This window comes from Ideonella paludis (assembly GCF_018069865.1).
Lineage (GTDB): Bacteria > Pseudomonadota > Gammaproteobacteria > Burkholderiales > Burkholderiaceae_C > Ideonella > Ideonella paludis.
The window spans coordinates 652,443-675,865 of record NZ_JAGQDG010000001.1 but is presented as its reverse complement, the minus strand read 5'-3'; the positions used below and the strand labels follow the sequence as shown (position 1 = coordinate 675,865).

22 protein-coding genes are annotated in these 23,423 nt (G+C 66.2%); 6 read left to right on the top strand and 16 right to left on the bottom strand.

Going from position 1 to position 23,423, the window contains the following annotated elements; all coding sequences use genetic code 11:
• Positions 1-94 precede the first annotated feature (94 nt).
• On the top strand, positions 95-955 hold the full coding sequence (locus KAK11_RS03025) for a helix-turn-helix domain-containing protein (protein ID WP_246498248.1): 861 nt from the start codon (positions 95-97) through the stop codon (positions 953-955).
• Positions 956-960: 5 nt separating this feature from the next.
• Here the strand turns inward: KAK11_RS03025 and KAK11_RS03020 are convergent, their stop codons facing one another.
• The gene (locus tag KAK11_RS03020; protein ID WP_210805989.1) at positions 961-1,758 is read right to left on the bottom strand and encodes a hypothetical protein; all 798 of its coding nucleotides are present in this window, start codon (positions 1,756-1,758) and stop codon (positions 961-963) included.
• 40 nt (positions 1,759-1,798) lie between these two features.
• On the opposite strand from KAK11_RS03020, the gene KAK11_RS03015 reads away from it, so the two are divergent.
• Positions 1,799-2,497 carry an SOS response-associated peptidase gene (locus tag KAK11_RS03015; RefSeq protein ID WP_310737732.1) on the top strand — a complete coding sequence of 233 codons (699 nt, stop codon included), beginning with the start codon at positions 1,799-1,801 and terminating at the stop codon, positions 2,495-2,497.
• Between the two features lie 103 nt (positions 2,498-2,600).
• Here KAK11_RS03015 and KAK11_RS03010 read toward each other — a convergent pair whose 3' ends face one another.
• Genes KAK11_RS03010 through KAK11_RS02975 form a run of 8 tightly spaced genes read right to left on the bottom strand, consistent with a single transcriptional unit; the run spans position 2,601 to position 9,812 of the window.
• Positions 2,601-3,068: a nuclear transport factor 2 family protein gene (locus KAK11_RS03010; protein ID WP_210805987.1), complete on the bottom strand. Its 468-nt coding sequence runs from the start codon at positions 3,066-3,068 to the stop codon at positions 2,601-2,603.
• Positions 3,069-3,081: 13 nt separating this feature from the next.
• Positions 3,082-3,867 carry an SDR family NAD(P)-dependent oxidoreductase gene (locus tag KAK11_RS03005; RefSeq protein ID WP_210805985.1) on the bottom strand — a complete coding sequence of 262 codons (786 nt, stop codon included), beginning with the start codon at positions 3,865-3,867 and terminating at the stop codon, positions 3,082-3,084.
• Positions 3,868-3,910: 43 nt separating this feature from the next.
• Positions 3,911-4,471, bottom strand: coding sequence for a DUF3833 domain-containing protein (locus tag KAK11_RS03000; protein ID WP_375140661.1), 561 nt, complete (start codon positions 4,469-4,471; stop codon positions 3,911-3,913).
• 5 nt (positions 4,472-4,476) lie between these two features.
• Entirely contained in the window at positions 4,477-5,799 is a 1,323-nt protein-coding gene (locus KAK11_RS02995; protein WP_210805981.1) for an MFS transporter, read from the bottom strand.
• Complete coding sequence (locus KAK11_RS02990) at positions 5,796-6,392, bottom strand: chalcone isomerase family protein (protein WP_246498246.1); 597 nt, start codon at positions 6,390-6,392, stop codon at positions 5,796-5,798. The genes KAK11_RS02995 and KAK11_RS02990 overlap by 4 nt, the downstream gene beginning before the upstream one ends.
• Positions 6,392-7,633 (bottom strand): SAM-dependent methyltransferase, encoded by a 1,242-nt coding sequence (locus KAK11_RS02985; RefSeq protein ID WP_210805979.1) that lies wholly within the window; start codon positions 7,631-7,633, stop codon positions 6,392-6,394. Before KAK11_RS02985 ends, KAK11_RS02990 begins: the two co-directional genes overlap by 1 nt.
• Positions 7,630-8,469, bottom strand: a complete 840-nt coding sequence (locus KAK11_RS02980) for a DUF1365 domain-containing protein (RefSeq protein ID WP_210806646.1) — start codon at positions 8,467-8,469, stop codon at positions 7,630-7,632. The genes KAK11_RS02985 and KAK11_RS02980 overlap by 4 nt, the downstream gene beginning before the upstream one ends.
• 5 nt (positions 8,470-8,474) lie before the next feature.
• The gene (locus tag KAK11_RS02975) at positions 8,475-9,812 is read right to left on the bottom strand and encodes an NAD(P)/FAD-dependent oxidoreductase (protein ID WP_210805977.1); all 1,338 of its coding nucleotides are present in this window, start codon (positions 9,810-9,812) and stop codon (positions 8,475-8,477) included.
• Positions 9,813-10,242: 430 nt separating this feature from the next.
• Between KAK11_RS02975 and KAK11_RS02970 the strand changes: the two genes are divergently transcribed.
• Positions 10,243-11,442, top strand: a complete 1,200-nt coding sequence (locus KAK11_RS02970) for a DUF418 domain-containing protein (protein WP_210805975.1) — start codon at positions 10,243-10,245, stop codon at positions 11,440-11,442.
• On the opposite strand, the gene KAK11_RS02965 is transcribed toward KAK11_RS02970, so the two are convergent.
• Entirely contained in the window at positions 11,414-12,091 is a 678-nt protein-coding gene (locus KAK11_RS02965; RefSeq protein WP_210805973.1) for a glutathione S-transferase family protein, read from the bottom strand. The genes KAK11_RS02970 and KAK11_RS02965 overlap by 29 nt on opposite strands.
• Positions 12,092-12,255: 164 nt before the next feature.
• Between KAK11_RS02965 and KAK11_RS02960 the strand changes: the two genes are divergently transcribed.
• Entirely contained in the window at positions 12,256-12,675 is a 420-nt protein-coding gene (locus KAK11_RS02960; RefSeq protein WP_210805971.1) for an MAPEG family protein, read from the top strand.
• Positions 12,676-12,711: 36 nt separating this feature from the next.
• Here KAK11_RS02960 and KAK11_RS02955 read toward each other — a convergent pair whose 3' ends face one another.
• The 5 genes from KAK11_RS02955 to rrtA form a co-directional block, all read right to left on the bottom strand.
• Positions 12,712-13,290: a cysteine hydrolase family protein gene (locus tag KAK11_RS02955; protein ID WP_210805969.1), complete on the bottom strand. Its 579-nt coding sequence runs from the start codon at positions 13,288-13,290 to the stop codon at positions 12,712-12,714.
• A gap of 92 nt (positions 13,291-13,382) precedes the next feature.
• Positions 13,383-13,763 carry a nuclear transport factor 2 family protein gene (locus tag KAK11_RS02950; RefSeq protein WP_210805967.1) on the bottom strand — a complete coding sequence of 127 codons (381 nt, stop codon included), beginning with the start codon at positions 13,761-13,763 and terminating at the stop codon, positions 13,383-13,385.
• A gap of 31 nt (positions 13,764-13,794) precedes the next feature.
• Positions 13,795-14,169 carry a hypothetical protein gene (locus KAK11_RS02945; RefSeq protein WP_210805965.1) on the bottom strand — a complete coding sequence of 125 codons (375 nt, stop codon included), beginning with the start codon at positions 14,167-14,169 and terminating at the stop codon, positions 13,795-13,797.
• A 7-nt stretch (positions 14,170-14,176) separates the two neighbouring features.
• Complete coding sequence (locus tag KAK11_RS02940; RefSeq protein ID WP_210805963.1) at positions 14,177-15,094, bottom strand: DMT family transporter; 918 nt, start codon at positions 15,092-15,094, stop codon at positions 14,177-14,179.
• On the bottom strand, positions 15,069-15,686 hold the full coding sequence (rrtA, locus tag KAK11_RS02935) for a rhombosortase (protein WP_210805961.1): 618 nt from the start codon (positions 15,684-15,686) through the stop codon (positions 15,069-15,071). Before rrtA ends, KAK11_RS02940 begins: the two co-directional genes overlap by 26 nt.
• A 117-nt stretch (positions 15,687-15,803) precedes the next feature.
• Between rrtA and KAK11_RS02930 the strand changes: the two genes are divergently transcribed.
• On the top strand, positions 15,804-16,340 hold the full coding sequence (locus tag KAK11_RS02930; protein WP_210805959.1) for a hypothetical protein: 537 nt from the start codon (positions 15,804-15,806) through the stop codon (positions 16,338-16,340).
• A gap of 49 nt (positions 16,341-16,389) precedes the next feature.
• Here KAK11_RS02930 and glnE read toward each other — a convergent pair whose 3' ends face one another.
• A complete protein-coding gene (gene glnE, locus KAK11_RS02925) occupies positions 16,390-19,122 on the bottom strand; it encodes a bifunctional [glutamate--ammonia ligase]-adenylyl-L-tyrosine phosphorylase/[glutamate--ammonia-ligase] adenylyltransferase (protein WP_210805957.1) in 2,733 nt (910 codons plus the stop codon).
• Positions 19,123-19,283: 161 nt separating this feature from the next.
• On the opposite strand from glnE, the gene KAK11_RS02920 reads away from it, so the two are divergent.
• Positions 19,284-23,405, top strand: a complete 4,122-nt coding sequence (locus tag KAK11_RS02920) for a YhdP family protein (RefSeq protein ID WP_445666942.1) — start codon at positions 19,284-19,286, stop codon at positions 23,403-23,405.
• The last annotated feature ends 18 nt before the right edge of the window (positions 23,406-23,423 follow it).

Sequence of the window (23,423 nt, the reverse complement as noted above, 5' to 3'; positions counted from 1 at the left end):
CGCTCGACGTGGCGCCCCTCTGAGCTGCGCATCGTAAGGAGCGGTGGGCCTGGCCGGAATGGCTGAATCCGGCTCAAACCGGTACGATTCGAACATGAGCCGCCTGACCGATGCGGTGCGCCACTACGGCCTGTATGGCGAGGTGGATGCCGCCCCCGACGTGATGCACTGCGAGACCATTGCCGAGCGCTCGGTGCTGCACGCCTGGGAGCTGGCGCCGCACCGCCACGCCCGCTTGCACCAAGTGCTCTTGCTCAGCCAAGGCGGTGGCATGGCCCGGCTGGACGATGCGGAGCAGGCGCTGGCCCCAGGCACGGTGGTCAACGTGCCGGTGGGCGTGGTGCACGCCTTCACCTTTGAGCCCGGCTCGGACGGCTGGGTGGTGACCTTGGCCGACACCACGGTGGACGAGCTGCTCAAGGGCGAGCCCGAGGTGCGCCGCGCCCTGGCTACCCCGTGGGCCGGCGTGGCCGACACGCCCTTGCGGCTCACTTTTGAACAACTGGCGGCGGAGTTCAGCAGCACCCACGCGGCGCGTGCCCTGGTGCTGCGGGGCCAGTGCGCCACGCTCTTGGGCCAAGCTTCACGGGCCGTGGCCGCAACAGCTGGCCACAGTACAAACCCGAGCGAATCGAACCTGCTGCAGCGCTTTGAGGCGCTGCTGGAAGCCCACTTCAAAGAACACTGGCGGGTCAACGACTATGCCCACGCCCTGGCCGTCAGCCCCACCCACCTCAGCCGCGTGGTGCGCGCCGCCACGGGTGCGCCAGCCTCCCACTTGATCGACGCGCGCATCGTGCGTGAGGCTCGCCGCCAACTGGCTTTTACCCACCTGCAGGTCGCGTCCATTGCCTACACCCTGGGCTATCAAGACCCTTCGCTGTTCAGCCGCGTCTTTGCCCGCGTCACTGGCCGCTCACCGCGCGAGTATCGGCGGCAGGTGGCGGGGCAGTGAAGGGCTTATGGGATCAAGCGCGCGTCATTCGGGCAATGTTGGCGCGCCGAGATCTGGCTCAGCGTGTCGGCCGCTGCAGAACGCAACAGCGCCTGATCCTCGGCGGAGACGCCGAAGTTCAAGTTGGGCAGCGCTCGCGGTGATCCACCCGTGATGCCTGCATACAGCATCAAGGCGCTCAAATAGGCTCCGGCCGTGTTGGCGTGGTTGCCATCAGCGTCATGCAAGCGCAGTTGCGGGTGGCGCTGCAATGCCAGGTCCCAGGCCTGGCCGATGGGCGGCACGCACGCGGGCTGCCTTTGGGCAATGCCCACATGGAGGGCGTAAATGCGCTGTGCTTCGTCCACGCCTAAACGGGGCCACTCCGGAAACATCACGGGCAATGCGGACTGGGCTCGGCTGGCTTGCACCAGGCGCTCGGCACCATCGGTGGGGTAGTCCACCAAGCCTGAGCTGCTGTACTTTTGCGCCTGTAGCACCACGGCAGTCCAGCGTTGGCTTTGCAACAGCGTCAAGCTGGGCGCATCGACGGCGCGTTCATCCAGGAACATCCATCCCGGCGCCACGACGATGGCCACCTTCTTGCCCGGTAAGCCGGCCTGCAGCAGCGCAGAGAGCTGCTCTGGCAGCGCGCCCAGGCTGGTGTGGCTGTTGCCCATCATCAAGACACTGACGTCCGCCGTGGCGGCATCACCCGTCGAGCCACTGGTGGCGCTTTGGCCGCCACCACAGGCCGCAAGCCCTGCAGCCAGGCCCAGCACCAGGCCTGCCAAACAGCGGCGAAGAGAACCAAGCAGCAGCATGGTGGAGTCCTTGTAGTCGAGGTGGCGAAGGACTTGGATAATGCATGAACTTTGGAATCTGTCCATGTGCAACCGCTATGTCTCCCCCGCCGCTGCCGAGATTGAACGCACCTGGCACCTGAAGTCCGGCGGTCAGCCTTGGGCGGGTGGAGAGGTCTATCCGCGCTCGCTGGGGCCGTTTGTGCGGCAGACCGCCGACGGCCAAGATGCCGAGCTGGTGGTCGGGCAATGGGGCCTGATCCCTTGGTTTGCCAAAACGGCCAAGCTGGCTTACTCCACCAATAACGCCCGGTTTGAGGAGCTGGCTCAGAAGGCCAGCTACAAACAGCCTTGGGCGCGCGGGCAGCGATGCATCATCCCGGCCTGGAGCTTTGACGAACCCTGCTGGGAGACGGGGCGCAATGTCTGGTGGCGCTTTGCGCGGGCCGATGGGCAGCCTTGGGGCTTGGCGGGCTTGTGGTCGCGTTGGACGGACCCGCAGAGCGGCGAGCTGATCGACAGCTACACCCTGCTCACCCTCAATGCCGATGCCCACCCCTTGATGAGCCGCATGCACAAGCCCGACCCCAAGCTGCCTGCGGACCAGCAAGACAAGCGCTCGGTGGTGGTGCTGGAGCCCGAGACCTGGGCGCCTTGGCTGCAAGCCACAGTGCCAGTGGCCAGCAGCCTGGTGGGCTTGGCGCCTGTGGAGGTGTTTGAAGCACGGCCGCTGGCCAGCGGGCCGAGCTTATTCGATTGAACTTCCGTCACGCGTGACACCGTTCGGGCAGAGCTTGTCGAAGCCCTGTCCTTCGCCAAGCTCAGGACGAACGGATTCACAAAAGTCTCGCAGTCCGGAGGGCTCAATGCGCGCCTGCTTGCCGCTTGAGCCAGCGCATCAGCGGGCCTACCACCGGCAGCTTTTCATAGAGCTCTTCGGCAGCGTCCCAGTAGTCGCGGTGTAGGCTGATGCGGCCATCAGTGCCAAAGCGCAGGTGGCTGGCACCGTGGATCAACCACAGCTTGCCGTCGCGGCCGAAGTGGAAGTCCCAGGTGAGCATGCATTGATCGCCCTCGGCCATCACGTCCAGCATCACGAAGCGCGGTGCTTGCAGCACCTCGAACATATGACCAAAGATGTGGCGGATGGCGGGGATGCCTTGCACCTCGTTGAACGGGTCTTTGAAGCGGGCTTGTTCCTCGTAGATGCGGTCCAGCGTGGCCAGGTCGCTGGGCTGCAGGTTTTCATAGAACTGCAGCACGCGCTCGACCCGAGGGTCGGCGTGCGGCCGGGTGCTCAGCACCGTGCGGGGGCTTGAGGAAGTGGGCATAGGTGCGATGGCTTCAGTGCCCGGTCGCGCGGCGGACCAGGCTTTCATAGAGGGCTTGGGGGACCATGCGCAGGGCCTTGAGCAGCAGGGTGAAGCGGCGCGGAAAGTGCACCTCAAAGTCGCCCCGAGCCCAGCCTTTGAGCATCTCGCTGGCGGCTTCTTCGGGGGTGATCAGGGCCGGCATGCGAAAGCCGTTTTGCGCGGTCAGCGGCGTGTCCACAAAGCCGGGGTTGATGACAGAAATGCCCAAACCCAAGGGGCTCAACTCCAGGTGTAGAGATTCGGCCATGTGGATCAAGGCGGCTTTGGTCGGACCGTAGGCCAAGGCATTGGGCAAGGCGCGGTAGCCCGCCACGCTGGCCACCAGGCTGAGGTGGCCGCCGCGGCCTTGGGCGGCCTGGGCTAGCAGCGTGGGGAGCACGGCGCCCAAGACATGCCAAGCCCCGCCCACGTTCACGGCTTCGTGGCGCAGGGCCACGTCCAGGTTCAACTGCCGCGCCGACATGGGGGTGTAGGTGCCGGCGCAAAACAGCACCAGGTCCAGCCCGCCATGGTCGTGCACCACGCGCTCAGCCGCGGCTTGGGTCGCGGCGCGGTCGGTCACATCCAACACCAAGCCGTGGCTGCCCGGGTGGGCGGCTTCAAAGGCTTGCAGCGCGGCCGCTTGGCGGGCCGAAACGATCACCGTGGCCCCTTGCGCATGCAGGCTGCTGGCCACCGCCCGGCCAATGCCGGTGGAGGCGCCCACCAGCCAGACCACGCGGCCTCGCCAATCGGACATTTTGGGGTTCATGGGCATGATGCGCGCCAGGTGAAGATCGGTGATGGGCAGCGGGTGCTGATCAGGGCTTGGTGAAGCTGAGGGTGACTTCCCCCAGCGTGATGCCGAACTTGCTCATGCGGGCTCGGTTGAGCATGACTTTCTGGTCCACGAGGAACATCCAGTCATCAAATTGAACCTCCCAGACCTTGCCGTCCACCGGCAGGGCCAGGGTGTAGCGCCAGTTCAGCGCATTGCCGGCGGCTTGGCCTTGGGCCACGCCCACCACATCGTCGGCGCGGCCTTCCCAGCGGCCCCCGCCCAGGTCGGTCAGGCGCCAAACGCGGCGTTGGGTTTGGCCATCGCTGTAGACGAAGTCTTCTTCCAGCACGCCTTGCGGGCCATTCCAGGTGCCTTTGAGCGCCACGGTGAAGCGCTTGACGACTTGGCCCGAGCGGTCGGTGAAGATGCCGTGGGCCGTGAGCGGGCCATCGAAGTAGCGCCGCAGGTCCAGGGTGGGGGTTTGGCTGGCGTAGTCTGCCGGTGTGGGTGAGGCGCAGCCGGCCAGCAGCAGCGGCAGGCTCAGCAGCCCCAGGCTGAGGCGGCGGCGGCGGGTGGAGGAGGAGAGCGATGGTGTCGTCATGATCGTCATTCCTTGCGGATCCAAAGCAGGTAGAGCAGGCCCGCAGCGCAGGCCTTGAGCAGGCAGGGCAACAGCCCATACATCAAGGCCAGCGCGGTGGCGCCCTGGGCGCTGACCACACCGGGTTGATAGCCCCACCACTGCAGCAGCGGCAAGGCCAGGCCGGCGGCCAGCGCAAGGTTGAGCTTGGTGACCAGGTTCCACCAGCCAAAGCGCAAGCCGGCGTCTTCGGCCTCGGTGGTGGCGTCGCCCTTCAGGCGGGCCAGCAGCGCGGGGGCGGCGGTGATGTCGGCTCCCAGGGCCAGGCCGCTGGCCACGCAGATCGCCCCAAACCAGGCCACATCGCCGGGGCCCAAGACCGAGGCGCCGATGAAGGCGACGATGGCCAAGCCCATGCCCAGCAGCCAGCCCTGGGCCAAGCCCATGCGGCTGACCAGCTTGACCCACACGGGCAAGGACAGCGCCGCCGCACAGAAGTACAGCGCCAGGCTCATGGCTTGAGCCTCGGGCGCTTGCAGCCTGTCCCGCAAATAGAACAGCAGCAAGGTGGCAGGAATCGCGCTGGCCACGCCATTGACCAGATAGATGCCCAGCAGGCGCCGAAAGCGCCCATCACGCCAGGGCGCCCACAGCGCGCGTGCTTGCTTCAGCAGGGGCACGGTTTGCGGGCGCGGCGCCCACCACAGGCCAGCCAGGGCCAACAGCAGCAGCACCGCCACCACCGGCCCCAAAGCGCTCACGCCCCACACGCTGGGCAAGACGCTGGCCACCACGACACCCACCAGTGCGGCACCTTCGCGCCACGCCACCACCCGCGCCTGCGCCGGCTCAGAGGCCCCGAGGCCCGTGCCCCAGGCCTGGTGCAGCACGGTCAAAAAGCTATAGGCCAGATAAGCCACCAAGAGCAAGCCCGCGGCCCAGGCCAGCAGGCCGGTCGCATCGCCCTGGGCGCTGGCGGCCAGCAGCGCTGCGGGCGGGCTGAACAAGCCCCACAGACTGAAGGCCAGCAGGGCCGCAGCCAGCAGCAACACCAGGCTCAAGCGCAGCGGCTGCGCTTGGCGCAGCAGCTGGTCAGCCCAACGGCCCAGCCAGGGGTCGGAGATGGCGTCGGTGGCGCGCACGGCCAGCAGCAGCGCGCCCACGGTGGCCAAGGGCACACCCAACTCGCGCGCATAGTGCTCGGGCAGGTGGACGGTCAGAGGCAGGGCCACAAAGGCCAAGGGCAGGCCCAGTGCGCCGTAGGCCAAGCCCTGCACGCCGTGCAATGGGCGTGCCGCGTCAGCGGTTTGGAGGCCGCCTTTCAGCGCGGCCGCACTGGGGTTGCTCATGGCGCACCCAGCAGTTGCTCGCGCATCTGGGGCTCGGAGCTGTGCGGAGCCAGCCAGATGCCGAAAAAAGCCTGGGCGAAACGGGCATCGCGCACCTCACCCAACGGCCGCCCGTTGTGCAAAAACGCAGCCGCTTGGCCCGGTTGAAAAACACCAGTGATGCGGTCGCCCCCTTTGACATTGGGGAAGAGGCGCTTCATCTCGGCCAGCCAGCGTGCCGACGTGGCCTCGTCGATGGGGCCGCCACGCTGCATCTCCGTCAGCGAGCGCTCGGCGATCTTCAAGCCGTCCAGGTTGCGGGCGTAGGCGATCTCCAAGGCCAGCGGCTGCTGGGCCCAGGCGCCGCCGCGCAAGGGCTCTTGCAACCACAGCCGGATGTCATAAATGTGCAGGCCAATAAAGCGCAGCCGCGCCTGCCCTTGCAGGTGCGGTGTGGGCCAGAGCTGGCGCACCTCGGCGGGGGCCGCAGGTGCCTTGTCCTGTGCCCGCGCGCTGAGGGGCGACAGCAGCAGGCCCCCCAGCATCACACTCAACATCAGGCCCAGCATCAGGCCGGCGCTGACCCATCGGCGATGGCGCAGGGCGGAGGACATCAGGCGGCCTCGCGGCTCAAGGTGAACTGCATCACGCTGGTGGAGCCGGCATCAAAGGCGGCTTCGCAATAGGCCAGATAGAACTCCCACAGGCGCTGGAAGCGGGCGTCGTAGCCCATTTGCAGCAGCGGTGCTTCTTGGGCCAAAAAGTCATGCCGCCAGCGGCGCAGGGTCTCGGCATAGTCGGGGCCGAAGGACAGCTCGTTGACCACCTTCAGGCCGGCCTTTTGGGCCGCTTCACGGAAGGCCTTGGGGCAAGGCAGCAGGCCGCCGGGGAAGATGTATTGCTGGATGAAGTCGGTGCCGCGCACATAGCGCTCGAACAGGTCGTCGCGGATGGTGATGGTCTGGATGCAGGCCTTGCCGCCGACCTTGAGCTTGCTGCGCACGGTCTCGAAGAACTGCGGCCAGTACTCGCGACCCACGGCTTCAAACATCTCGATGGAGACCACCGCGTCGAAGTCTTTTTCAGTGATGTCGCGGTAGTCTTGCAGGCGCAAATCGGCGCGCTCGCCGTGGCCGGTGGCGGCCAAGCGGGCTTGGGCAAAGGCCAGTTGTTCGGTGGACAGCGTCACGCCCGTCAACTTGACACCCGCGCTTTGGGTGGCCAGCTCGGCCACGGCACCCCAGCCGCAGCCGATCTCCAGCACCTGCTGGCCAGGCTGCAGGCGGCATTCGTCCAAGGCGCGTTGCATCTTGGCGCGTTGGGCGTCGGCCAGTGGCCGGGTGTGGTCGCCCTGGAACCAGGCTGACGAGTAGTTCATGGTCTCGTCCAGCCACAGGCGATAAAACGGGTTGCCCAGGTCGTAATGGGCGTGGATGTTGCGGCGGCTGCCGGCCTTGGAGTTGCGGCGCAGCAGGTGGCGCACCCGATGCAAGAGCGAGCCCCACCAACTGCCGTAGAGCGCCTCTTCCAGGGCCTCGCGGTTGGCCAAGAACAGGCGCAGCAGGGCGGCCAGGTCGGGCGTGCTCCATTGGCCTTCGATATAGGCCTCGCCAAAGCCCACATCGCCGGACTTCATCACGGCGCTGCACACGCTCCAGTCGGCCAGGCGCAGGGCGGCGCGGGGCTGGTCTTCGGCGCCGCTGCCAAAGTGCCATTGCTCGCCGTCCGGGCCTTGCAGGTCCAGCGTGCCGATGGAGAGGCGCTGCAGCAGGCGCAAGACCTGCTTGGCAGCGGGCGGAATGCGGGTGGGCACGGCGCCACCGGAAAGGGCGCTGGAGTGGGTGGCAGTGTTCATGGCGATGTCACTGAAGGGTGTGTGGGGGAGAGGCCCGCAGGCTGCATGTGCGTGACGGCAACCGTGGGCGGTGCGGGCTTGGTGAAGAAGGGCACGCGCTTGAGCCACAGGCGCAAGGCTTGCCAATGGATGCGGGCGGTGATGCCCAGGCTGAGCATGGGCATGGCCCAGACGGCTTGGCGCAGGGCGGCCGCCGTCAGGGGCTGAAGCTGGCCACTCATGCTGGTGACCACCAGCGGGCCTTGGGCGTCGTCGTGGGTGATGCGAACCACGCAGCGGGCCTCGGGCCGGTGGCTTGGGCGCACATCCGTGCGCATGAAGGCAAAGCGATAGCCGCCCTCGACCTGGCAAAACGGCGAGACATGAAAGACCTTGCGGGCCGTCATCTCTCGGCCAAAGCCCAGGTTGTCGCCATGCAGCAGATAGCTGTGACGCTCACCAAAGGTGTTATGCACCTCGGCGACGATGGCACGCAGATCACCGCCGGCAGCGTGGCAGTACCAAAAGCTCACCGGCTTGAAGGCATAGCCCAGCACGCGCGGAAAGCACTGCAGCCAGACTTCGCCGTCAGCATCGTGAACCCCTTCGCGCGCCAACAATTGCTCCAACCACGCCAGGCTGTCGGGGCCGCCGTCGCCATGGTCGGCATCATGAAAGCTGACCCAGGCGGCCCGGTTGCGCGCCAGTGCGGTGAGCGCTGAACCCTGCGCACGCCAGGCGCGCATGGGCAGCATCAGAAAGAAGGTGGGGTAACGAAAGGCATGCCGCACCGGCCGCAGGCGGGTGTGCAACACCTCGCCCCAGCCCAACAGGGCTTTCACCGGCTTGGCGCTCATCGTGCTCATGCGCTGGCCCTGGGGGCGGCTTGCTCAGACCATTGCTTGAGCAAGCCCTCGGCCACCAACTGGGCTGCACGCAAACCGTCTTCATGGAAGCCGTAGCGCGTCCAAGCGCCGCTGAACCAGACATGGGACTGGCCTTGCAGGCGGGGCACTTGGGCCTGGGCGGCAATGGCAGCCAGGTCGAACACGGGATGGGCCACGTCGAACTCGGCCAGCACGGTCTCGCGGGCGGGCTCGCGCACCGGGTTCAAGCTGACCACCACGGGCTGCTGCCAGGGCAGGGGCTGTAGCTTGTTGATCAGGTAGTGCAGGCAGACTTGGCGGCCTTCTTGGTCCGGCGTCTGGCCGCGCTCGTAGTTCCAGGCGGCCCAGGCGAGCTGGCGCTGTGGCAGCAGTCGGGTGTCGGTGTGCAGCACGGCGCGGTTGGGCTGGGTCCGCAAGGCTCCGAGCACCTCGCGCTCGCGGGCGGTGGCGTCGGTCAACAAGGCCAGGGCTTGGGGCGCATGGCAGGCCAGCACCACGTCGTCAAACACCTCGGTGCCGCGTGCACTGCTCACCGCCACGCCGGCTTGGCCTTGGCCTGGCGGCAAGCGGCGCACGGCATGCACGGGGCAGTTCAAGCGGGCATCGGGCACGGCCGCAATGATGCGGCGCACATACTCCCGCGAGCCCCCGGCCACGGTGAACCACTGCGGCCGGTTCTGCACCTGCAGCAGGCCGTGGTTGTGGCAGAAGCGGATCAAGGTCCCCACCGGGAAGCGCAGCATTTGCTCCGTTGGGCAGGACCAGATGCAGGCAATCATGGGCAGCAGATAGCCCTGCTGAAAGGCTTGGCCAAAGCGGTGGCGCTGCAAAAAGGCCTCGATGGGCTCGGCCATGGCTTCATCCTGGCCCGCCTCGGCCAGGGCCGTGGTGAGCTTGTTGAAGCGCAGGATGTCGCGCAGCATGTGCCAAAAACGCGGCTTGAACAAATTGCTGCGTTGCGCAAACACGCTGTTCAAGTTTGAGCCACTCCACTCCAGGCCACCGGCCGGCGCCTGCACCGAGAAGGACATGTCCGACGCAGCCGTCGGCACGCCCAGGTCGGCGAAGAGTTGGATCAGGCGGGGGTAGGTGCGCTCGTTGAACACCAAGAAGCCGACATCGACCCCATGCGTCACCGGCCCTTGGGGGCCAGGCAGGGTCACGTCTACCGTGTGGGCGTGACCGCCAAAGTGAGTGCCTGCTTCAAACAGCACGACCTCGGTGTTGGGGGCTCGCTGACGCAGGGCCCAGGCCACACCCAGGCCCGAGATGCCCGAGCCCACGATGGCGACACGGCGGCGAGCGTCAAGCATGGCAGCCTCCGGTCATGAAGGCTGCGCAAGCTTGGCGCGGAATAGAAAGGAACTGCGTGGCCCCCGGGGCGCAAAGAGGAGGGAGGGAGGAGGAGAGTCGCTCCCGGAGTGCCAGATCACCTGGCTCGCCACGCAGTTCAAGGAAGACAGTTTCGGCAGTCGCACTACCGAAACTGGGGCCAGCGCCGGAACGCTGAAACCCAACCCACAAGGGATTGACCGCGTTTCTACCCTGAAGTTCCATCACCAGCTTCTCCAAAATGTGACAAGTTGCACGCTGCTCATCGAGAAAATTTGATCCCGTCGTCTGCAAGTGAACTGATAAGTTCAAATGTAGAACCAAACGGTTCATTTTGTCTAGTGTCCGTACAAATATTTCCTTTCCCAGTCATGCGAGCATGTGCACGATGTGCATAGCCTTGAGCTTGTCATGAAGGACTCCTCCCCTTCTGCCTCACCCACCACCCCCTCGCGCCAGTGGGGGCTGGATGCCTTGCGAGGCTTGGCCCTGGGTGGCATCTTGGTCGTCAACATCCAGTGGTTCTCATCCGCCTACCAATGGCGGGGTCTGCCCGAGCCCAGCTTTGTGGGGGACTGGGATGTGGCCTGCCGCTGGCTCATCAGCCTGTTCTTTGAGGGCAAGTTCTACCCCTTGTTCTCTTTCTTGTTTGGTTACAGCTTGGTGCTGCAGTTGGGGGTGAATGCAACACCTGTGGCGGTATCCAAGGCTCGGCGGCGCCAGTGGGCCTTGCTGGCGCTGGGGCTGTTGCATGGCACGCTGCTGTTTCCAGGTGATGTGCTGCTGACCTATGGGGTGCTGGGCGCCGTGCTGCTGCGATGGCGTGATTGGCCGGTGACGCGGCGCATCAAGGTGGCCATTGGCCTGTGGCTGATGCTGGCCGTGGTCTATGGCGCCATCGCGGTCGCCGTCAGCGCCATGGGCGAGCTGGCTGCAGCGCCGAGCGCAAAGGAGTTTGAGCAAGCACTGGCCCAAGCCCACACGGCCCAACTGGCCCTGAGTGAAGGGGGTTGGCGCATGCATCAACAGAGGGTGGTGGACTGGGTCGATGCGCTGCCTAACTTGCTGCTGCTGCAGTTCCCCAGCACCTTGATGTGGATGCTGCTGGGCAGTGCCGTGGCCCTGTCGGGTGGGTTGCGCGCCAGCCTTGGCGCGTGGCCCTTGCGGCGAGGCCTGCTCTTGGGCAGTCTCGGTGTCCTGGGCGCCTGGCTCTATGCGCGCGGCATGGTGGCGACGGATGGCCTCACCCAACTCATCGGGGTTTGGGCCTTGGTGGCCTTGGGCCCGGCGCTCAGCGGCGCCTACATCTGGCTGATGGCCCGCGCCGAGCAGCAGCCCCAAGCCCCGGCCTTTTTGCGACCCCTGGCTCAGGCTGGCCGCATGAGTCTGACGCTGTACTTGAGCCAGTCCCTGATCTGCGCCCTGCTCTTCACCGGCTACGGTTTAGGCTGGGTTGGCCAGCTCACGCTGGCCCAGACCCTGGGTGCTGCCGGGCTGGTCTATGGGCTGCAGTTGGCGGGCGCACGGTGGTGGCTGGCACGCCACCCCACCGGCCCGCTGGAGGCCTTGATGCAGCGCTGGCTCAGCCGCCCGCTGCCGCCTTCGCCTTGATGGCTGCGATCTGCGCATCTTGCGCGGCCTTGCGGTCGGCCGCTACACGCTGCACGCTGGGCCGCTCGCCCAGGAGCTTGACGTAGCCCTTCCAGTCCACGCCGGCGTCCGCCAGCATGTCGCTGCCCAAGACCGTCTTGGTGGCCATGGCCACCAGCGGCAGGCTCACATAAGCCGCGCAATCGGCCAGGGTGAAGGTGTCGCCCGCCACATAAGGGCCGAACTTCGCCAGGCGCTGGAAGGCCGGAATGTTCTTCTCCAACTGGCGCTTGACGCGGGCCTGCGTGCCTTCGCTGACCGTGCCGCCAAAAAAGGCCTGGGCATACAGCTCGCGCACCACCAGCTCCAGGTGCAGGTCCACAAAGGTGCACAGCTCGCGCACCTTGCCGCGCTGCAGCGCGGAGCCGGGCAGCAAGCTGGGCTGCGGCTGCAGCTCCTCCAGGTACTCAGCAATCACGCTGCTCTCGCACAGCGTGCCTTCAGGGGTCCGAATGAAAGGAATTTTGCCCAGCGGCGAAGCCGCCAGCACCGCCTCATCTTTGCTGTTGGTCATCACCACTTCTTCGGTGAAGGGAATGCCCTTTTCCAGCAAGACCAGCTTGATCTTGTTGTAGTAGTTGGACACCGCAAATCCACACAGCGTGATCATGGCAACACTCCTGACGCGACACAAAGAGCGGTCAGTGTCCCACAGGGCTCACACTTGGGCTGTCGCCAAGGTGAAGCCCTCAGGGCCGCACCGAATGGCACTCGGAGGGGACTGCGGCTATGCTCCGGCGCCACCGTTCGGCACGCCTTGACGTCGACCTCCCCATGACCAACGCCCAACACCTGATGCTGAGCTGCCTCGTCCTTGTCGGCTTGGCTTTCGCCGTAGGCAGCCGCATGTTGTTCTGCAGGGTAAGGGAAATGCGCAGCAAGCGCGTCCACCCCCAGGCGGCTGCCACGCGGGCACAAATGAGTGAGCGCTTGCAAGACACCCAGGCGGCTGACAACTTCCAAAACTTGTTTGAAACGCCCGTCCTGTTTTACGCCCTCTGCGCCATGGCGATGGCCCAGCAACGCATGCCTGACTGGCTGGTGGCCGGGGCTTGGGCCTATGTGAGCCTGCGCGTCGTCCACACCCTCATCCATTGCACCTACAACCGCGTGATGCACCGCTTGGCGGCCTTTCTGGCCAGCTTTGTGTTGCTGGTGATCCTGTGGGCGGCCTGGGTGATCAGCGGCCTTTAAGCGGGCCTAACGCGCTGTCTGACGCATCTGAGCAGATCACTGGTTCAGCGCTGCGTCAAAGTCCAAGGCCTCCGCCTTCATCACGCGGTTGCGCCGCCCCGGGTAGCTTAGCCACTGCATGACGATGTTCAATTCGCGCACGATGCTCTCAGCGGCGATCTCTTGGCCCTCGCCCAAGGGCATGCTCTGCGTGGTGTGGGCGTCTTGCACCAGGGTCAGGTCGTAGCCTCGCTCCAGCGCAGCATAGGCGGTGGCGCGGATGCACCAGTTGCTGGACGCACCAGCCAAGAACAGGTGCGTGGCCCCACATTGCGCCAAGGCCTGCTCCAGATCCGTCTGCTCAAATGCCGAGTTGAAAGCCTTGTGGATCAAGACCTCGCCTGCTGCGGGCCCCAAGCCTTCCACCCATTGCCAGGGCACTGAGCCTTGCGGCATCTCGGCGTCGCCGTGCTGCACCCACAGCACGGGCACCTGGGCGGCGCGGGCGCGCGCCACGGCTGTCTTCACCTGGGCGATGACCCGCTCGGCCTGCCAAGCCTCGGCCATCACGCCGACCTGCACATCCACGATCAACAACACGGGGCGATGCCCCAAACGCACAGTGGCCATGTCCATCAACTCCTCATTCCATCTCTAAATGTCGTTGTTGCTTCGCCCCGCCGTGCCGCAGCACGGTCTTCCTAGACACGAATGATGTGGAAATGAAATCATGACCTGGGCGCCGAAATGGCCGTGGCCTGTGACCACACGGCCTGCCATTGGCCGCCCTGCAGCGCATAGCTGTCGGTGTGCCAGCAGTGCACCACCTTGCCCGACGGAAAGTGTAGGCGCGCCTGATAGCGCAGCAAGGCCATCTCTGCCGTGGCCTGCACGCGCATGTCTTCGCCCATCTCCCAGGCGGTATAGAACGGCCCTTCTGCAATCGCCGCCAGATAGCGCTCGCGGCTGAACACCGCACCAGCCGGAGTGATCAACTCGTAGCTGGGCGCGTGCAAGCTCTCCACCACCGCCAAGTCACCCGCCACCAGCGCTTGGGTGCGGCGGCGTTCCAGCGCTATGAAGAATGCTGAAGAGGGGATGCCGACCATCTCAACGCTGCTCCGTCGTTCACTGGCGGTCTCACCAGTACTTCACCGGCACGTCCAGCGCCTTGGAGATGCGCGCTGCGATCAAGCTAGCGTCCAAGTCGTCTTCGCAGGCGCCGAGGTCGATGTTCACCAACGGCCCCCTGTGCAGCCGAACGGACCAGAAGATGCCGTACTCTCCACGCCGGATTTTGCACAGCACAATGAACTTGATCTCCTCGAACTTGGCGATCACCTCGCCGCGCCGAGAGATCACCCGGCGGTGACTGTCCACCACCAAATCGCCCCGGCTGCTGGCGATCTCCAAGCGTCTTGGGTCGTCTACCGTCAGACGCATCCAACTGATGGGCAGCATCAAATGGAAAAACGACGTAGCGGCAGAGCCGAGTGCGCGGAAAAATCTCTCCATGGCGGTGCTAGGAAGCTCTTCTGGGCCAACTCACCAAACCAATCCCGCCCGCCACCGCCACCAGGGCCAGCAGCAGGCGGTCGGTCAGGGGGTCGTTCAGCAGCCAGACGCCAAACAGCAGGCCGAAGACCGGGGTCAGCAGGGTGAAGGCGGAGATGGTGGCGGCGGCATAGTGGCGCACCAGCCAGAACCACAGCAGGTAGCTGGCAAAGGTGACGACCACAATTTGAAAGGCGAGGGAGCCCCAGGCCAGGGCGCTGATCTGTGCGGGCCACAGCTCGCCGCTGAGCCAGCCGGCCCCGGCCAGTGCCACGCCGGAGACGACTAACTGATACATCAGGGTCTGCTCGGGCAGGGCGGTGGCCAGGCGGCTGCCGCGGATGCTCAGCGTGGTGCCGGCCCACAGCACGGCGGCCAAGGCACCCAGGGCGTCGCCCAGCCATTGCTTGTCGCCCACCGTGGGGGTGTGGAAGCCTTCAGAAAAGGCCCATACCAAGCCCGCGAAGGCACCCAATAGGCCCAGCACCTGGCGGGCATGCAGCTTTTCTTGGGGCGCCACCAAGGGCATGGCCGCAGCCACCACCAAGGGCGAGAAATAGACAAACACCACCATGCGTGACGCGGTGGTGTACTGCAGGCCAATGAAGATGCAGGCGAACTCAGCCGCAAACAAACTGCCGGTCAACAGCCCGCCGCGCCAGGTGTAGGCCCAGTGGCCTTCGCCGGGGGCCAGATCCAGCTTCTTGTAGATGATCCAGCCGGCCAGCAGCACCGCCGCGCACAGTGAGCGCACGCCCGCTTGCAGCAGTGGCGGGATCTCGGCCAGCGCCACCTTGGTGGCGGTTTGGTTCAAGCCCCAGAGTGCGGCGCAGCCCACCAAGCAGACCATGGCAAAGAGATCAAGATGGGCGCGTCGGTCGGTCATGAGCGGGGGCAGACGGGTCAGAAGAAGAGGATGAAGAAGAAAGAGAAGCGACGGCCGCAGGCAGATTCAGCAGCAAGAGCATCAGACCAGCACTCAGCACACCGCTGCTGTGGGCCAACGGGGCCAGCGCAAAGTCAAAGCCTTCGACGCGCTGCAAGGCACCCTGCCAGGGCGTTTCACTCAGGCATTTGAGCACCAAACCGGCGCCCAGCAGCCGCCCCACCCAGCGCTGGCGTGCATCGGCCTGCCGGCTGAGCCGCCAAGCGGCAATCGCCGCGCCGCCATGCAGCACGCCGGAGAGCCCGCCATAGTGCAGCAGCTCGGGCTGCAACATCAGGCCCCAGTGCGTCAGCGGCCAGCTCAGCAGCCAGGCTAGGCTGTCGCGCAGCGTCACCCCGCTGCGCCAGCCCAACAGGCCCACCAGCGCCGCGCCCATCAGGTTCAGCCCCAAATGTTGCGGGCTCCAATGCACCAACGCGCCGGTGACACTGCGCCAGGGCTGTTGCAGGGCCAGGGCGGGTTGCCAGTCCCAGGTGCTGGGGGCCTGGGTGGAGGTGAAAAAAGAAGCAGCGCAAAGCGTCAGAACAGACACTAACCAAAGCACCCTACCCCGCCGAAAGGATTGGAAATCTTCCATCCGATCTATTATGATGGATGCGACATTTAATTTGCAATATCACTCGCCGGCCCATAGTTTCTGGAGACAAGAATGAAACTAATTTCATGGCTCCTCTTATTGGCTTTCTGCGCGTGCGGCCATCAATTGATGGCGTCGGAAGTTGGTTTTAATGCGGGCGCACAGGGCGGCGATGTTCAGCAGGCCCCGGCGGAAGATGTTAAATCTGCCTCGCAACAGAAAACTCAACACACTGGGGATCCGTCAGGCATTAGCATTGAAGAGTATCTCAAACATCCATTCTCTCCTCCCTATGAGGTCAATATTGTCGTCAGGGATAGTCAACTGACCGTTACCTGGAAAGATGGATCTCCAAGTATTTCTCATTTCCGTCTCTACAAATTAGAGCTGAATGGCTTGAAAACCTTAATCAAGACGATACCGTATGATGTCAGTCGAAAAAAGGGCCAGGAAATTTTGAAACATCGATTGGTGGTGCCCTTGGCCTCGCCCGCCGCAGCCTCTGATTTTTATCTATCACAGGTTTCTAATATGGGCAAAGAAAGTAACTTGATCGGTGTGGACGGCAAGAGTCTGCCCGGTGCAGTACGGCTGTACCCGGTGGATTGAATCCAGCTGAAGTTCTCTCAGCGGCGTACTGGGTTGCCCCCTGCGCCACTCACCCAAACACCGCCCGCCACACCGCCCGAATGGCCTCGCGCTCGGTGGCCATGAAGTCGGGGTCAAACACGGTGGCTTGCTCGTCCAGGCGGGCGCGGTGTTGGGCGCGGCGCATTTCGCGGTAGGCGTTGGCGGCGGCGTGGCCCGTGCCTTCGGGCAGCAGGCCGGCGGCATCAGCGCGCTGCAGCAGGGCGATGTTGCCGGCGTTGTCTTGCAGCGTGGGGTGGCTAGCGCTGTGGGTCAGCACCAGATATTGCACGGCAAATTCGGCGTCCATCATGCCGCCGTCGCTGTGCTTCACATCAAAGCGGCCTTCGCGGGTGGGGTGGGCTTGGCGCACTTTGTCGCGCATGGCGCTGATCTCTTGGCGCAGCGCGTCGGCGTCGCGCGGGGCGGCCATCACGGCGCGGCGGGTGGCCTCAAAGCGCTCGGCCAGGGCGGCAGGCCCGGCGCAGCAGCGGGCCCGGGTGATGGCTTGGTGCTCCCAGGTCCAGGCGGTGTTGCTGCCGCGTCCGCGCTGGTAGTTCTCAAACGAGGTGATGGAGGTCACCAGCAGGCCAGAGTTGCCGTTGGGGCGCAGGGCGGTGTCGATGTCGAACAGCTCGCCGGCCGAGGTGCGCAGGGTCAGCCAGTTGACCAGCTTGCGCACAAAAGCCGCATAGACCTCTTGGGCGCGGTCGGGGTCGGGCTCGTCGGCGTCGTCGTACAAGAACACGACGTCAAGGTCTGAGCCATAGCCCAGCTCCAGCCCGCCCAGCTTGCCGTAGGCAATGACGGCGAACTGAGGCTCCTCGCGGTGGCGCTGCTTGAGGTGGCCCCAGGCCCATTGCAAGCCGGTTTGCAGCACCGCGTCGGCCAAGGCCGAGAGGTCGTCGGCCACTTGCTCGACGGTGATGCGTTGCTCCACATCCCGCACCAGGGTGCGGAAGACCTCGGCATGGTGGGCGCGGCGCAGGGTGTCCAGCAGCGCGCCTTCATCGGCCTCGCCCGAGCGCACCCAGGCGGCGTGGCGGTCTTGCAGGTCGGCCACAAAGGCGGCGCGGTCAAAGCGGTCGGCCATTTGGCGCTCGTCGGCCAGCTCATCGATCACGCCGGGGTGCAGCATCAGGTAGCGCATGGGCCAGCGGGCCAGGCCCAGCAGGCGCAGCAGGCGGCGCAGCACTTCGGGGCGCTCCACCAGCAGGGCGATATAGCTTTCGCGGCGCAGCAGGGGCTCCAGCCAGTCGATGAAACGCTGGGTTGCGGTGACGGTGCAGTGGCCCTCTTCGGCGCATTGGGCCGCCCGCAGCACCAGCTTGCCCAGGCGCAGCCGGGCCTCGTCCCGCAGGTGTTGGACACGCGGGTGCTGGGCAAAGGGGCGCACGCGCTCGGCCAGCGCCTCGGGCAGCCTGTCCAGCAGGGCTTCGTTGTCCAGGGCCAAGGGCGGGGCACCGCAGCTCTTGCAGCCGCCGGCGGGCGTGGCGGCCGGGGCGCGGCCGTCGTGCAGCAGGGCGTCAAACTCGGTGGCCACCAGCTCGCGCACCTCGCAGAGCTTGTCCATCAGCTGGCAGGTCTCGGCATTGCACACCATGGCGAGGCTGGCCGCCATCCAGGCCAAGTCGGCGTCGGCCGTGGGCAGCAGGTGGGTTTGCTGGTCGTCCAGGTACTGAATGCGGTGCTCCACCTGGCGCAAGAAGGCATAGGCCTCGCTCAGGCGCAGCGCGGTGTCGGCCCGCATCAGGCCCCCGGCGGCCAGCTTGGCCAGGGCTTTTTGGGTGGAGCGGGTGCGGATCTCGGGGAACTGGCCGCCGCGCGCCACCTGCAGCAACTGCACGATGAACTCGATCTCGCGGATGCCGCCGCGCGAGAGCTTCACATCATTGGCCCGCTCAGGCCGGCCAGCGGCACGGCGCTGGGCTTCGTCGCGGATCTTCTGGTGCAGCTGGCGCAGGCCCTCAAACACCCCGTAATCGAGGTATTTGCGGTAGACAAACGGGGTGACCAGCGAGCGCAGCTGCAGTGCCCGGCCGCTGGTGACGCCCGCGCGCGGTGCCACCACCCGGCTCTTGAGCCAGGCAAAGCGCTCCCACTCACGGCCCTGCACCAAAAAGTATTCTTCGAGCATGGCCAGGCTGACCACCGGCGGGCCGGAGTTGCCATTGGGGCGCAGCGCCAAATCGACCCGGAAGACAAAGCCGTCTTCGGTGACATCGCCTATCAGCGCATACAGCTTTTTGGCCACCAGGCTGAAGTACTCATGGGCGCTGACGGGCTGGGGGCCGTGGGTCTGGCCCTGCTCTTCATACACATAGATCAGGTCGATGTCGGACGAGACATTCAGCTCCCGGGCACCCAGCTTGCCCATGCCCACGATCCAAAAATCAATGGGCTGGCCGTCGTCAGTCTGCGGCGCGCCATGGCGCTCGTCGGCCTCGGCCCGGGCTTGGGCCAGGGCCAACTCCAGCGTGGCCTCGGCCAAAAACGTCATGGTGTGGGTGATGTCGGTCAGCGGGGCCTGCTGCTCCACATCCAGCACCACCAGGCGCTCCATCACCAATTGGCGCGCCACCCGCAGCGCGGCGGGCAGGGCGCGGCCATCGGCTTGCAGGCGCTGCACCAGGGCGGTGATGGCGGCCGCGTCGGGCACGTCCGGGGGCAACAGGCTCAGCTCGGGGCCATAGCGGCGGCGAACGCGCTGCACAAAGCGGCTGTGCTCGGCCAGGGCGTGTGCTGGATGCGGCAGGCTGGACATGGCTTACTCAAACGCACACAAGAAAGCACGAGAGGCTGTGCTAGATTGACCGGGCTTGGCCGGGGCGCACTGCCCCGCACGGGCGACGCACTGGTGGCCTGCCCCCCCACAAGGGCTGGTGAGCCGTATTGCCAAACTCATAGTCTTGTTCCCTGCCGCCTGTGCCGCTGATCCGCCGTCTTGCCACTTTGCGCTTTGTGCGTACCGCCTTGCGCACCTTGATTGTGCTTGTGCTGGGCGCCTGGGGTGTGCTGCTGCTCGGGTGGCTGACATTGCACTGGGGGATTCTGCCGCAGGCCGACCAATGGCGGCCTGAGATCGAGGCCCGTGCCAGCCAGGCTTTGGGCGTCCAAGTTCGCATTGGCCACCTGGAGGCGGCGTCCAGCAGCTGGGTGCCAGCTTTGCGGCTGACCGACGTGGTGCTCAGCGATGCCCAAGGCCGTGAAACCCTGCGCCTGCCGCGGGTGGACGCTGCGCTCTCGCCCAAGAGCCTGTTGGCCTTCAAGCTGATCTTTGCGCAGCTGCACCTGTCGGGGGCGCAGTTGGAGGTCCGCCGTGACGCCTTGGGCCGTCTTCACGTGGGCGGCCTGCAGATGGACACGGCGTCCCAAGCCGCCGTGCCCGAGCACACCGCGGCCGACTGGTTTTTTCAGCAGCGCGAGTTTGTGATCCGCGATGCCACGGTGCGCTGGGTCGATGAAAAGCGCATGGCGCCCCCGCTGGAGCTGACCCAGGCCGACTTGGTGGTGCGCAACGGCCTGCGCGAGCATGAAATTCGCCTTGATGGCACGCCGCCGGCCGAGTGGGGCCAGCGCTTCAGCCTGCGCGGCCGCTTCACCCAGCCGCTGTTCAGCCGCGCGGGGGATTGGCGCCGCTGGTCCGGCACGGCCTATGCCGACCTGCCCTTGGCCGATGTGGCCAGCCTGCGCCGTTATGTCAACCTGCCCTTCGACCTGCGCGAGGGCAATGGTGCGCTGCGCCTGTGGCTGGACATGAGCCGGGGCCGCTGGCGCCAACTGGCCCTGGACGTGGCCTTGGACGAGGTCGAGATGCGCCTCTCCCCCGCCCTGGCCCCCTTGGGCCTGAGCGAGGTGATGGGCCGTCTGACCGCCGCTCGCGCCGACAGGGGCGTGGAGGCCGCCGCCGAGCGCCTGCGCTTCACCACCGCCGAGGGCGAGCATTGGCCCGATGGACGAGTGGCGCTCTTCTTAGACCAAGCCCAACCCGAGGCGGATGATTGGCTGTCCGACCAGCCCGTGACCGGCGGCCGCCTGGAAGCTGACCGGCTGGATGTGGCCCTGCTGGCCCGCTTGGCCGCACGCCTGCCCCTGCCCGCAGACGTGCGCCAAGGCCTGGAAGAAACCCAGCCCGAGGGCCGCATCGAGGGCCTGCGCCTGAGCTGGCAAGGCGCGGCAGAAGCGCCGGCCCATTACCGCCTGCAGGCCAAGGGGGCGGGCTTGTCCATTGCCGCTCAGCCGGCACCTGGCGGCGGCAGCGTGGGCCGCCCCGGCTGGCGCTTGGCCGATGTGGAGCTGGACGCCAATGAGTCGGGCGGCGAAGCCAAGCTGACCATGCGCAATGGGCAGTTGATCTTCCCCGGTGTGTTTGAAGAGCCGGTGGTGCCGCTGCAGCGCTTCTCCACCCGCTTGGTCTGGGCCATCAAACCAGCCGCCCCTGTGGCGGGGCAGCCGCCTGCACCCGCAGCGGTAGAGCTGCGCGTGCAAGACGCCCAATTCGCCAACGCCGACGCCCAAGGCGAGCTGCACGCCCGCTGGCACACCGGCCCTGGGGTGGGTTTTGGCACCGGCCAGCGCCTGCCGGGGGTGATCGAGCTGCAAGGCCGCATCCACCAAGGCCAGGCCACCCGTGTGGCGCGCTACTTGCCGCTGGGCATTCCGCAGCACACCCGCGAGTATGTGGCGCAAGCCGTGCGCTCGGGCACGGTGCATGGGGTGGACTTCAAGGTCAAGGGCGACCTCTGGGAGTTCCCCTATCCCCGCTCGGGCGAAGGCGATTTCCGCATTGCTGGCCAAGTCAGAGGCGTGGATTTTGTCTATGTGCCGCCCGAGCCCGGCCAAGCGCAGTCGGCCTGGCCCGCCTTGAGCCAAGTCAGCGGCGAGCTGGTGTTCGACCGCACCTCCATGGCCATCAAGGGCGCACGGGGCCGGCTCTGGGGCCTGAGCCTGGGCGGGGTGGATGGCCGCATTGCCGACCTGGTCCACACCCCGGTGCTGGAGATTGGCGGCCAGATCAGCGGCCCCTTGAACGAAGCGCTGCGCTTTGTGCGCGAATCCCCTGTCAATGGCTGGACGCAAAAAGCCCTGAACGACACCACTGCCACCGGGGACGCCACCCTGCAGCTCGCGCTGCGCGTGCCGCTGGATGTGCCCGAGAACACCACCGTCAAGGGCGGCTTGGCCCTCACGGGGCATGAGCTCAGCCTCAGGCCCGACCTGCCGCTCCTTTCGCAGGCCAAAGGCCATGTTGCCTTCACTGAGCAGCAGCTCACCGTCAGCCAGGCCACGGTGCAGGTGGCGGGTGGCCCCGCCACGGTGGAGGGCGGCACCACGCCGCAAGGCCCGTTGCGCTTCAATGTGCAGGGCAGGTTCAGCGCTGAAGGCTTGGCCCAAACCCCGCAGCTCAGCCTGCCCGCCAAGCTGGCCGCCGTGATGCGCGGCGATGCACCTTACAGCCTGGTGCTGGAGCTGGGCCCCGAGGCCACTAGCTTTGAGCTGAACAGCCCGCTGACCGGGCTGGCGCTGGGTTTGCCCGAGCCGCTGCGAAAGACAGCCGCCCAGAGCTGGCCGCTCAAGGTCAACAGCCGCACCGTGCCCGTCAGCGGCAGCACACCAGCGCGAGAAGTATTAACGGTTGATTTGAGTGAAAAGCTGCGTGGCCAGGTGCAGCGGGAATGGGCCAACGGCCCGGCCAAAGTCTTGCGCGGCGCCTGGGCCGTGGGCGCTGCGGCATCGGCCCCGCTCAAGCTGCCCGACAGCGGCGTGAGCGCCGATGTCCAAGTGCCCCAAGCCCATCTTGAAGCCTGGCAGCAGGCTTTGGTGCCCCTGCTGGCGGCCACCGAGCCTGCCAACCCGGCCACCGGCCAGCCTGCCGAAGACGAAGCCACCGCCTACCTGCCCAGCAGCGTGCAGTTGCGCATCCAGGACCTGCTGGCCGCCCAGCGGCACTGGACGGGTGTGGACATGCAACTGCAGCGCCAGTTGCGGGCCGACGGCCAAGTGTGGCGGGGCCAGGTGCGCAGCGATCAGTCACGCGGCCAGCTTGAATGGCATTTGGCCCGCAGTGGTGAAGTCACCAAAGTGGCCGCCAAACTCGCCCACCTCAACCTCCCTGCGGCCGACCCCCAAGCCGCACCCACCGCCGGGGCCGACGCCCTGCCTGCCCATGTGCCGGCCCTGGACCTGCGCGTGGAGCAGTTTGAGATGCGCGGCAAGAAGCTGGGCCGCTTGGAGATTGAAGCCCGCGAGCGCAGCAGCGGCGGGGAATGGCGCCTGCAGCGCCTGGCGTTGACCCAGCCCGAAGCCACCTTGATGGGCAGCGGCGTGTGGACCGGCGGCCCCCAAGCTCATATGGCGCTGGACCTCAAGGCCGAGCTGCTGGATGCCGGCGCCCTGCTGGAGCGCCTGGGGGCCGGCAAAGTGGTGCGGGGCGGCAAAGGCCAAGTCCAAGGCAGCCTGCGCTGGCCTGGCTCGCCACTCGACATGCCTTGGGAGCACCTGAGCGGCCAGTTCCAGCTCGAAGTAGGCGCCGGCCAGTTCTTGCAGGCCGAGCCCGGCGCCGCGCGCCTGCTGGGCATCTTGAGCCTGCAGTCCCTGCCCCGGCGCTTAACGCTGGACTTCCGCGACGTCTTCGACCAAGGCTTCAGCTTTGACACCGTGAACGCCGAAGTCAAGGTCGCTAATGGCATTGCCCGCACGGGCAACCTGCGCATCCAAGGCGTGCAAGCCCAGGTCTTGGTGGAGGGCACCAGCCATCTCAAGCAAGAGACGCTGAAAGCCCGCATGTTCGTGGTGCCCGACATCAACGCGGGTGGCGCTTCCTTGGCCTATGCCACCGTCAACCCCGTCATCGGCCTGGGCACCTTTGTGGCGCAATACCTCTTCCGCAAGCCGCTGCGCGAAGCCGGCACCCGCGAGTTCGCCATCGGCGGCACCTGGAGCGACCCCACCGTAGACGCCGTCGAGCGCAAGCCCGGCGAAGGCCTGCCGGCTTGGCTGGACGGCCCGGCGTCGGCGCCGCAGGGGGCGGCTTCCGGCGCACGCTGACTTGGTATGCTGGCAGCC

Coding starts and splice junctions, on each gene's coding strand:
- KAK11_RS03025 (WP_246498248.1), top strand. CDS start 95: ATGAGCCGCCTGACCGATGCGGTGCGCCACTACGGCCTGTATGGCGAG.
- KAK11_RS03020 (WP_210805989.1), bottom strand. CDS start 1,758: ATGCTGCTGCTTGGTTCTCTTCGCCGCTGTTTGGCAGGCCTGGTGCTG.
- KAK11_RS03015 (WP_310737732.1), top strand. CDS start 1,799: ATGCATGAACTTTGGAATCTGTCCATGTGCAACCGCTATGTCTCCCCC.
- KAK11_RS03010 (WP_210805987.1), bottom strand. CDS start 3,068: ATGCCCACTTCCTCAAGCCCCCGCACGGTGCTGAGCACCCGGCCGCAC.
- KAK11_RS03005 (WP_210805985.1), bottom strand. CDS start 3,867: ATGCCCATGAACCCCAAAATGTCCGATTGGCGAGGCCGCGTGGTCTGG.
- KAK11_RS03000 (WP_375140661.1), bottom strand. CDS start 4,471: ATGACGACACCATCGCTCTCCTCCTCCACCCGCCGCCGCCGCCTCAGC.
- KAK11_RS02995 (WP_210805981.1), bottom strand. CDS start 5,799: ATGAGCAACCCCAGTGCGGCCGCGCTGAAAGGCGGCCTCCAAACCGCT.
- KAK11_RS02990 (WP_246498246.1), bottom strand. CDS start 6,392: ATGTCCTCCGCCCTGCGCCATCGCCGATGGGTCAGCGCCGGCCTGATG.
- KAK11_RS02985 (WP_210805979.1), bottom strand. CDS start 7,633: ATGAACACTGCCACCCACTCCAGCGCCCTTTCCGGTGGCGCCGTGCCC.
- KAK11_RS02980 (WP_210806646.1), bottom strand. CDS start 8,469: ATGAGCGCCAAGCCGGTGAAAGCCCTGTTGGGCTGGGGCGAGGTGTTG.
- KAK11_RS02975 (WP_210805977.1), bottom strand. CDS start 9,812: ATGCTTGACGCTCGCCGCCGTGTCGCCATCGTGGGCTCGGGCATCTCG.
- KAK11_RS02970 (WP_210805975.1), top strand. CDS start 10,243: ATGAAGGACTCCTCCCCTTCTGCCTCACCCACCACCCCCTCGCGCCAG.
- KAK11_RS02965 (WP_210805973.1), bottom strand. CDS start 12,091: ATGATCACGCTGTGTGGATTTGCGGTGTCCAACTACTACAACAAGATC.
- KAK11_RS02960 (WP_210805971.1), top strand. CDS start 12,256: ATGACCAACGCCCAACACCTGATGCTGAGCTGCCTCGTCCTTGTCGGC.
- KAK11_RS02955 (WP_210805969.1), bottom strand. CDS start 13,290: ATGGACATGGCCACTGTGCGTTTGGGGCATCGCCCCGTGTTGTTGATC.
- KAK11_RS02950 (WP_210805967.1), bottom strand. CDS start 13,763: ATGGTCGGCATCCCCTCTTCAGCATTCTTCATAGCGCTGGAACGCCGC.
- KAK11_RS02945 (WP_210805965.1), bottom strand. CDS start 14,169: ATGGAGAGATTTTTCCGCGCACTCGGCTCTGCCGCTACGTCGTTTTTC.
- KAK11_RS02940 (WP_210805963.1), bottom strand. CDS start 15,094: ATGACCGACCGACGCGCCCATCTTGATCTCTTTGCCATGGTCTGCTTG.
- KAK11_RS02930 (WP_210805959.1), top strand. CDS start 15,804: ATGAAACTAATTTCATGGCTCCTCTTATTGGCTTTCTGCGCGTGCGGC.
- glnE (WP_210805957.1), bottom strand. CDS start 19,122: ATGTCCAGCCTGCCGCATCCAGCACACGCCCTGGCCGAGCACAGCCGC.